The organism is Mesorhizobium sp. M0048 (assembly GCF_040323405.1).
Taxonomy (GTDB): Bacteria; Pseudomonadota; Alphaproteobacteria; order Rhizobiales; family Rhizobiaceae; genus Mesorhizobium.
The window spans coordinates 51739-60762 of the sequence record NZ_JAMYUV010000034.1; the positions used below are offsets into that span (position 1 = coordinate 51739).

The 9024-nt window shown below is 61.3% G+C and carries 9 protein-coding genes; 5 read left to right on the forward strand and 4 right to left on the reverse strand.

Features of this window, described 5'->3' with window-relative positions; translation table 11 throughout:
• Nucleotides 1-15 precede the first annotated feature (15 nt).
• From NKJ84_RS23455 to NKJ84_RS23475, 5 genes are all read left to right on the forward strand, one after another.
• Complete coding sequence (locus NKJ84_RS23455) at nt 16-993, forward strand: quinone oxidoreductase family protein (RefSeq protein ID WP_352508438.1); 978 nt, start codon at nt 16-18, stop codon at nt 991-993.
• Between the two features lie 152 nt (nt 994-1145).
• Nucleotides 1146-2738 (forward strand): ABC transporter ATP-binding protein, encoded by a 1593-nt coding sequence (locus tag NKJ84_RS23460; RefSeq protein ID WP_502896087.1) that lies wholly within the window; start codon nt 1146-1148, stop codon nt 2736-2738.
• Nucleotides 2735-3847 carry an ABC transporter permease gene (locus NKJ84_RS23465; protein ID WP_352478850.1) on the forward strand — a complete coding sequence of 371 codons (1113 nt, stop codon included), beginning with the start codon at nt 2735-2737 and terminating at the stop codon, nt 3845-3847. The genes NKJ84_RS23460 and NKJ84_RS23465 overlap by 4 nt, the downstream gene beginning before the upstream one ends.
• Nucleotides 3847-4767 (forward strand): ABC transporter permease, encoded by a 921-nt coding sequence (locus tag NKJ84_RS23470; protein WP_352508440.1) that lies wholly within the window; start codon nt 3847-3849, stop codon nt 4765-4767. The genes NKJ84_RS23465 and NKJ84_RS23470 overlap by 1 nt, the downstream gene beginning before the upstream one ends.
• Before the next feature lie 47 nt (nt 4768-4814).
• Nucleotides 4815-5882: a BMP family ABC transporter substrate-binding protein gene (locus NKJ84_RS23475; protein WP_352508441.1), complete on the forward strand. Its 1068-nt coding sequence runs from the start codon at nt 4815-4817 to the stop codon at nt 5880-5882.
• Between the two features lie 61 nt (nt 5883-5943).
• Here the strand turns inward: NKJ84_RS23475 and rimO are convergent, their stop codons facing one another.
• The 4 genes from rimO to NKJ84_RS23495 all read right to left on the reverse strand — a co-directional run.
• Complete coding sequence (rimO, locus tag NKJ84_RS23480) at nt 5944-7257, reverse strand: 30S ribosomal protein S12 methylthiotransferase RimO (RefSeq protein WP_352508442.1); 1314 nt, start codon at nt 7255-7257, stop codon at nt 5944-5946.
• Between the two features lie 149 nt (nt 7258-7406).
• A complete protein-coding gene (locus NKJ84_RS23485) occupies nt 7407-8066 on the reverse strand; it encodes a TerC family protein (RefSeq protein ID WP_352508444.1) in 660 nt (219 codons plus the stop codon).
• A gap of 171 nt (nt 8067-8237) precedes the next feature.
• Entirely contained in the window at nt 8238-8645 is a 408-nt protein-coding gene (locus NKJ84_RS23490) for a DUF930 domain-containing protein (RefSeq protein ID WP_352508445.1), read from the reverse strand.
• 135 nt (nt 8646-8780) lie between these two features.
• Nucleotides 8781-9024, reverse strand: a 244-nt coding sequence (locus NKJ84_RS23495) for a hypothetical protein (RefSeq protein ID WP_352508447.1), incomplete at its 5' end; no start/stop codon positions are given.

Here is a 9024-nt window from a genome sequence, read left to right on the forward strand (position 1 = left end):
CAAGAGAGCCTGAAAATGTCCAAAACGATCCGCATCCATGCCCATGGCGGTCCGGAGGTCCTGACCTATGAGGACGCCGATCCCGGGCAGCCAGGCTCGGGACAGATCCTGGTCAAGCACAGCGCGATCGGTCTCAATTTCATCGACGTCTATTATCGCTCGGGCCTCTATCCGCCGCAGGGCGGATTTCCGCTGATCCCCGGCGGCGAGGCGGCCGGCGTGGTCTTGAAGGTCGGCTCGGATGTCGACTGGCTCAAACCCGGCGATCGCGTCGCCTATGCCGTGACCACCGGCGCCTATGCCGAGCAGCGCGTGATCGCTGCCGACCGAGTGGTGAAGGTGCCGGACGGCATCAGCGACGAACAGGCCGCGGCGATGATGCTAAAGGGCATGACGGCCCAATATCTGTTGCGCCGTACATTCAAGGTGAAAGCCGGCGACACGATCCTGTTTCATGCGGCGGCCGGCGGTGTCGGGCTGATCCTCGGTCAATGGGCCAAGCATCTCGGCGCGACGGTGATCGGCACCGCGAGCTCGACCGACAAGATCGAACTCGCGAAGGCGCATGGCTTCGACCACGTGATCAACTATCGCGAACAGGATTTCGTTGCCGGCGTCGCGGCTATCACCAGTGGCAAGAAATGCGACGTCGTCTATGATTCGGTCGGCAACGACACGTTTCCAGCCTCGCTCGATTGCCTGCGGCCGCTCGGCACGTTCGTCAGCTTCGGTCAATCGTCTGGGCCGATCCCGCCCTTCAGCATCTCGTTGCTGGCGCAGAAGGGCTCGCTGTTCGCAACGCGGCCGACGCTGTTCGTCTACAATGCCAGGCGCGAAGACCTCGAGGCTTCCGCCGCCGCATTGTTCGACGTGGTGCTCAGCGGCGCCGTCAAGATCAAGATCAACCAGCGTTACGCGCTCAGCGAGGCCGGCAAGGCGCATTCCGATCTCGAAGGGCGCAGGACCACCGGGACAACGATACTTATCCCTTGAGCGCCCGCAGTTTCGGCCCGCCGACGCCGCCGTTCTTGCGAACTGCTCTTTACCGCTTGAGTTTCCGCTGAAATTCTTGAAGCTCTTTCAAGTCGTGAGGCGCTTACCGTAGAGAGCAGGGCGCGCATACGATGCTTGCGGGAACACAGAACATGTCTGGCAAACCAGATGGAGGCACCGTGAGTGCAGATCAGGACGGCGCAAACCTGCTTGAGGTTCGCGGCCTCACAAAGATATTCGGCACGCTGACAGCCTGCGACCATGTCGATCTCAACATCGCCAAGGGCGAGATCCATGCGTTGCTTGGCGAGAACGGCGCCGGCAAGTCGACGCTGGTGAAAATGCTTTTTGGATCGCTGGAACCGAATTCTGGCGAGATTTTCTGGAATGGCCAGGCGGTCAGGATCACCAGCCCAGGCACCGCAAAAAAGCTCGGCATCGGCATGGTTTTCCAGCATTTTTCCCTGTTCGAAGCGCTGACGGCGGCGGAGAACATCGCGCTGTCGCTGGATGACGGCTCGCCGATCAGCACGATCGCGGCCAAGGCGAGGGCGCTCTCCTACAGTTACGGCCTGCCTCTCGACCCGCTATCGCTGGTCGGTGATCTGTCGGTCGGCGAGCGTCAGCGGATCGAAATCATCCGCTGCCTGCTGCAGACGCCGCAACTCATCATCCTCGACGAGCCGACTTCGGTGCTGACGCCGCAGGAAGCCGATAAGCTGTTCGAAACGCTCGAACGGTTGCGTTCGGAAGGAAAGTCCATCCTCTACATTTCGCACCGGCTGGAAGAAGTCAAACGCATCTGCGACCGCGCCACCGTGCTGCGTCACGGCAAGGTGGTCGGCCATTGCAATCCGCGCCAGGAAACCGCGTCTTCGTTGGCGCGGATGATGGTCGGCAACGAGGTCCAGGCCGTGGTGCGGGCGCCGGCCGAGGGTATCGAGACCGCGCCGGTGCTGCTTCAAATCCGCGAACTCACCCGCAAGCCGGCGACCCCGTTCTCGATCCCGCTCAGGAACATCAATCTTGAAGTCCGGGCCGGCGAGGTGATCGGCATTGCCGGTGTGGCCGGCAACGGCCAGGGTGAATTCTTCGAATCCGTTTCCGGCGAGGTGCTGCAGGAGGATACCGGCTCGGTCCGCATCCGCGGCAAGGATGCCGGCGGCCTCGCCATCACCGGCAGGCGCCTGATGGGCGCTGCCTTCGTTCCGGAAGAGCGGCTCGGCCACGGCGCAGCACCGCGCATGAAGCTTTCGGAAAACCTGCTTCTGTCGCGCCACGCCACCGACGGCAAGATGTTTGTCGGCGCCGGTGGAATGGTCAAGAGCGATGCGATCTATACCGCTGCTCAACGCATCATAAAGGCAATGGACGTGCGCAAGAGCGCGCCGGACCCAGAGGCTGCGGCCCTTTCGGGCGGCAATCTGCAGAAATTCATCGTCGGCCGCGAACTCGACCGCCGGCCAAGCGTCTTGGTGGTCAATCAGCCGACCTGGGGGGTCGATGCGGGTGCGGCGGCCCACATCCGCCAGGCGCTGATCGAACTGGCGCGCAGCGGCTCGGCGGTGCTGGTGATCAGCCAGGACCTCGACGAGCTGTTCGAGATTTCCGATGCGATCACGGTCATGCACAATGGCGAACTGTCGAAGCCGCTGCCGATAGCTGAAGCGACATTCGAGAAAATCGGGCTGCTGATGGGCGGCGCCGAACCCGGTCATGCCGAACATACGCTGGAGACGGCTTGATGCGCCTCGAACTTGTAAAACGCCCGCAGCGCTCGATGCTGTTTTCGGCACTCTCGCCTTTCATCGCTTTCGTTTTGACGATCATAGCCGGTGCCATCATGTTCGCGCTGCTCGGCGTCAACCCGTTGACTGCGTTCCGCATCTACTTCATCGAACCGATCAGCCAGGTCTGGCAGTTGCATGAGCTGGCGATCAAGGCCGCCCCCCTGATCCTGATCGCGGTCGGACTGTCGGTCTGCTACAAGGCCAACATCTGGAACATCGGCGCCGAAGGTCAGTTCATCCTGGGCGGCATTGTCGGCTCGATCTTCCCTGTGCTGTTTCCGCAGTTCGAAGGCCCATTGGTGCTGCCGCTGATGCTTCTTTTCGGCATGGTCGGTGGGGCTGCCTATGCTGCAATCCCGGCACTGCTGAAGACGCGCTTCAACACCAACGAGATCCTGACCAGCCTGATGCTGGTCTATGTCGCCCAGCTCTTCCTGGATTGGCTCGTACGCGGGCCGTGGCGCGATCCGCAGGGCCACGGTTTCCCGCAAACCATCCAGTTCAACGACTCGGCCATACTGCCGGAACTCCTCCCGGAATCCGGCCGGGCAAACTGGGGATTTGTCTTCGCGTTGGTCGCGGCGATACTGATCTGGATCCTGATGAGCCGTATGCTGAAAGGCTTCGAGGTCCGCGTGCTCGGCTCAAGCCCGAGGGCAGGGCGCTTCGCCGGGTTTGGCCTTAACCGTATGGTCTTCTTTGCCTTCCTGCTGTCGGGCGCACTGGCCGGACTTGCCGGGATTTCGGAGGTCTCGGGAGCCATCGGACAATTGCAGCCGGTGATTTCGCCCGGCTACGGATTTACCGCTATCATCGTGGCATTCCTCGGCCGGCTCAATCCGCTCGGCATCGTCGCCGCAGGCCTTGTGCTGGCGCTGACTTATCTGGGCGGCGAGGCAGTGCAAAGCGCGCTCGGCATCTCCGACAAGGTGGCGCGCGTGTTCCAGGGCATGCTTTTGTTCTTCGTGCTCGGCTGCGACACGCTCATCCATTACCGCATTCGCCTGATCGGCTTTTCCGCGCCGAAGCTCGAGGCAGCGCCGAAGCTGGAGGGAGCCCGCTGATGGACGTCACCGTCAACATCCTCTTGACGATCGCGACGGCGGCGACGCCGCTGCTGATCGCGGCGATCGGCGAACTGGTGGTCGAACGTTCGGGTGTGCTCAATCTCGGCGTCGAAGGAATGATGATCATGGGTGCCGTCGGCGGTTTCGGCGCCGGCTATCTCACCGGCTCGCCTTGGATAGGGCTGTTGGCGGCAATCACCATGGGGGCAGTGTTCTCGCTTCTGTTCGCCGTCATGACGCTGTCGCTGGCCACCAACCAGGTGGCAACCGGCCTGTCGCTGACACTGCTCGGCCTCGGGCTTTCCGGCATGATGGGGACGAATTTTGTCGGCCAGCCTGGCGAGAGGCTGCCAAACCTCGACATTCCCGGCCTGACCGCAATCCCGGTCGTCGGCAGGCTGCTGTTCGGCCAGGATCCAATCTTCTACATCTCGATCGCGCTGACCGCTGCCGTGATGTGGTTCCTGTTCAGAACCCGCACCGGGCTCACGCTGCGCTCGATCGGCGACAGCCACGCATCGGCCCATGCGCTTGGTATCCATGTCATCCGCTATCGTTATCTCTCAGTGATTTTCGGCGGCGCTTGTGCCGGCCTAGCCGGCGGCCACCTATCGCTGGTCTACACGCCGCAATGGGTGGAGAACATGACCGCCGGCCGCGGCTGGATCGCGCTGGCTCTGGTCGTCTTCGCTTCCTGGCGGCCGTGGCGGGTGCTGGCCGGCGCCTATATTTTCGGCGCGGTCTGGATCGGCCAGCTTCATGCACAGGCATTCGGCATTCCGGTCCCCTCGCAACTGCTTTCTTCGCTGCCCTATCTGGCAACCGTCGTGGTTCTCGTTCTAATCTCACGCAACAAGCGTTTGACGATGATGAACACGCCGGCCTCCTTGGGCCAGCCATTCGTTCCGGATCGTTGACAACAAAAAGACGGAAGCTCCAAGGCTTAACTCAGAGAGGTAACAAAATGAAAAAACTGCTTATTGCCCTGCTGGCGACGACGGCCGCATTGTCGCTGGCGGCCTCAGCTGAGGCGGCGGACAAGCTGAAGGCATGCTGGGTCTATACCGGCCCGATCGGCGATTTCGGCTACTCCTACCAGCACGACCAGGGCCGCCTCGAGGTGGAAAAGGCACTCGGCGACAAGGTCGAGACCGCCTATCTCGAAAACGTCTCCGAAGGCCCCGATGCCGACCGCGCCTTCGAGCGCCTGGCGCGCGAGGGATGCAAGATCATTTTCGGCACATCCTTCGGCTTCATGGACCCGGAAGTGAAGATCGCCAAAAAATTCCCCAAGGTGATGTTCGAGCACGCCACTGGCTACAAGACCGCCAAAAATCTCGGCATCTACAATGCGCGTTTCTATGAAGGCCGTTACGTACTTGGTCAGATCGCCGCCAAGCAATCGAAGTCGGGGGTCGCCGGCTACATCGTTTCTTTCCCGATCCCGGAAGTGGTGATGGGTATTAATTCCTTCATGCTAGGCGCACAGTCGATCAATCCGAACTTCAAAGCCAAAATCGTCTGGGTGAACTCCTGGTTCGATCCGGGCAAAGAAGCCGACGCCGCCAAGGCATTGTTCGACCAAGGCGCCGACATCATCGTCCAGCACACCGACTCGACCGCTGCGTTGCAGGTGGCGGAGGAGCGCAAGCTGCACGGCTTCGGCCAGTCCTCCGATATGATCAAGTTCGCACCGCACGCGCAGCTGACCGCACTGACCGACGAATGGGGCCCGTACTACATCAGCCGGGTCCAGGCGGCACTCGACGGCACCTGGAAGCCCGACAATGTATGGCTCGGCATCAAGGACGGCGCCGTCAAGCTGGCGCCGTTCACCAACATGCCCGACGACGTCAAGGCGATGGCCGAAGCCACCACCAAGAAGATCGCCGACGGCTGGAACCCCTTTACCGGGCCGATCGCCAAGCAGGACGGCACACCTTGGCTGAAGGAGGGCGAGGTCGCCGACGACGCCACGTTGCTCGGCATGAATTTCTACGTGAAGGGCGTCGACGACAAGCTGCCGCAATAAGCAACCGGAAGCACATCGTAACGAAAGCGCGCCGCGAGGCGCCCTTTCATTTCGGACTGAATCAGACGGCCGAGCCGTAGAGGTCGTAAGCGTCGGCGCGATCGATCTTGACCGTGACGATGTCGCCGGCGCGCAGTGGCCGCCGCGACTGGATATGGACCGAGCCGTCGATTTCGGGCGCGTCGTATTTGGTCCGGCCCTTGGCCGAATTGCCATGCGCCTCGTCGATCAGGACCGGCAGTCGCTTGCCAATTTTCCTGGTGAGCTGCGTTGCCGAAATCTTCTGCTGGCGCTGCATGAAGCGGTGCCAGCGGGCTTCCTTGATCTCCTGCGGCACCTGCTCGAGGCCGAGCTCGTTGGAGCGGGCGCCTCTGACCGGCTCGTATTTGAAACAGCCGGCGCGGTCGATCTTCGCCTCGTCCAGCCAGTCGAGCAGCATCTCGAAATCGTCGTCCGTCTCGCCGGGGAACCCGACGATGAAGGTGGAGCGGATGGCAAGGTCCGGGCAGACGTCGCGCCAGCTGCGAATGCGCTCGAGCGTCTTTTCGCCATGAGCGGGCCGGCGCATGTTCTTCAGCACCTGCGGCGAGGCATGCTGGAACGGAATGTCGAGATAGGGAAGAATCTTACCTTCGGCCATCAGGGGGATGACGTCTGCGACATGCGGGTAGGGATAGACATAGTGCATGCGCACCCAGACACCGAGCTTGCCCAGTTCTTCCGATAGATCGAGGAACTTCGCCCGCACTTCGCGGTCGCCGAACATGCTGGTCTGGTATTTGATATCGATGCCGTAGGCGCTGGTATCCTGCGAGATGACGAGGATCTCCTTGACCCCGGCCTTGGCCAGCTTCTCGGCTTCGCGCAACACGTCGGCGGCCGGCCGCGATACGAGGTCGCCACGCAGCGCCGGGATGATGCAGAAGGTGCAGCGGTTGTTGCAGCCTTCCGAAATCTTGAGATACGCATAGTGGCGCGGCGTGAGCTTGACCCCTTGCGGCGGCAAAAGGTCGACGTAGGGATCGTGGCTCGGCGGTGCTGCCTCATGCACTGCCGCCATAACGCTTTCATAGGCTTGTGGACCAGTGATGGCGAGGACGTTGGGGTGTCTTTCACGAATGACGTCCGGCTCGGCGCCGAGGCAGCCGGTGACGATAACCCTGCCGTTCTCCGAAAGTGCCGAGCCGATAGCGCTGAGCGATTCGTCGCGGGCCGAATCGAGAAAGCCACAGGTGTTGACGACGACAAGGTCGGCACCGTCGTGCTTGCGGGCGATCTCGTAGCCTTCAGCCCGCAAGCGCGTGATGATGCGCTCGGAATCCACAAGGGCTTTCGGGCATCCAAGGCTGACGAAACTGACGCGAGGGGCGGACATCAAGCTTTTCCGGATTCAGGATTGGCGGCGCAGTACCACAGTTGTTGCCGCATTGGTATGGGCAGCGGCTGCGGCGAAACGCAACCGCCGGCATCGCCGAAGGCTCGCCGAAATCGAAGTCGCGGCCGATGCGAATTCGAGTCGATGCGTCAGCTCACCGCACTGCTGACATGCGGGAAGACTTCCACCGCGCCTCGATAGATCATATCGAGTGCGACATAGAAGATGATCAAAAGGCCGATATAGGCGATCCAGCGATGGCGGTGCAGCAGCTTGGCGATGAAGCTCGCGGCAAGGCCCATCAGCGCGATCGACAGGACGAGGCCTATCACCAGCACCTGGAAATGATCGCGCGCCGCGCCGGCGACCGCCAGTACGTTGTCGAGCGACATCGACACGTCGGCGATGACGATCTGCAATGCCGCCTGACCCAAGGTCTTCTTACGCGCCTTGCCGGCCACCATATCATCGCTGTTGATATCGGAATTGGACAGCGCTTCGGTCGCCTCCACCTCGTCGGCATGCGACGTGCGCAGCTCGCGATACATCTTCCAGCACACCCATAGCAGCAAGATGCCGCCGGCCAGCAGCAGGCCGACAATCTGCAGCAGGGTGACGGTGATCGCGGCAAAACCGATGCGCAGCACCGTTGCCGCCACCACGCCGATGAGAATCGCTCTCTTGCGCTGCTCGACCGGCAAGCCCGCTGCGGCCAGGCCGATGACGATGGCGTTATCGCCTGCAAGCACGAGGTCGATGGCGATGACCTGGAGCAGGGCAGAGAAGCCCGCGGCAGTGAAAATTTCCATCGACTGGAAGTCCCTTGCTGGTTGGCCGACCGTTCGCGTCGAATGCCTCGAGGGCCTAACGTGTATGGTTCCCGCACGTCAAGGGACTGGTTGGAACAAGGTCGGCAATATACAGAGTTTACGACGATCGGCCCGAAACACCTGCAAAATGCGGCCACAGGTCGCGAATGCCTAGTTATAGAGATTGTATTTGGGCCAGTCGCTTTCCGGAATTTCATCACCGATCCGGTAGCGGAGCTGCAGGACTTCCATATGGTCCGGCGCTGTCTCGCATTTGAATTTCAGCCGGTACCATTGTCCTTTGCTGCGAAACGCAGCACCCGGGCTCCTGATCGCATCGGCGCCCATTTCGGGCGTCGCAAAAGCGTAGGCGACGACACGATCGGCTTTGTATTTGTGGTCGTCGCGGGTAATCCGGTCGAGAATTTCGGCGTCGCATCGCTGCTCCAGCCGGGTTTGCGGATCGAGTTTCAGCAGGCCGGCGCGCAATGCGCTGTCCATCGCGCCGGCCGGCCAAGCCACTATCGTCCATCCGAGGACCGCAGAAAATAGTTTATTCATAGGCGGGAGAAGCACCATATTCGGGCGGAGAAATCAACCCGACGAGCGCGGCTGCGCGGCGGGTGACAGTCTTCGCTTTGTGGCAGGTTGTTGATTACGCAATAGTATCACCGGTACTTTGGTATCGTTGCCATGATCAGCACCTGTCGCATTTCAGCGACGCGAGAGGTGGTGCGCTGCATGGGGCAGAGCGGCAGTTCTCCCCGAAGCGGACCGGCCTGTTAAACCCAGGCAGTCGAGAATCCGACGAGCGGAAAACTCGACGTCCATGCCTGCAGGATTGAAGAAATTGGATGAGCGGCCCGAGACATAGGTGACGATTTGTACCGGACACATAGGTAACACTTTTCGGTTTTTGCCGGGAGGTGTTGATGCCGTGGAGAGAGTGTTCGGTGAT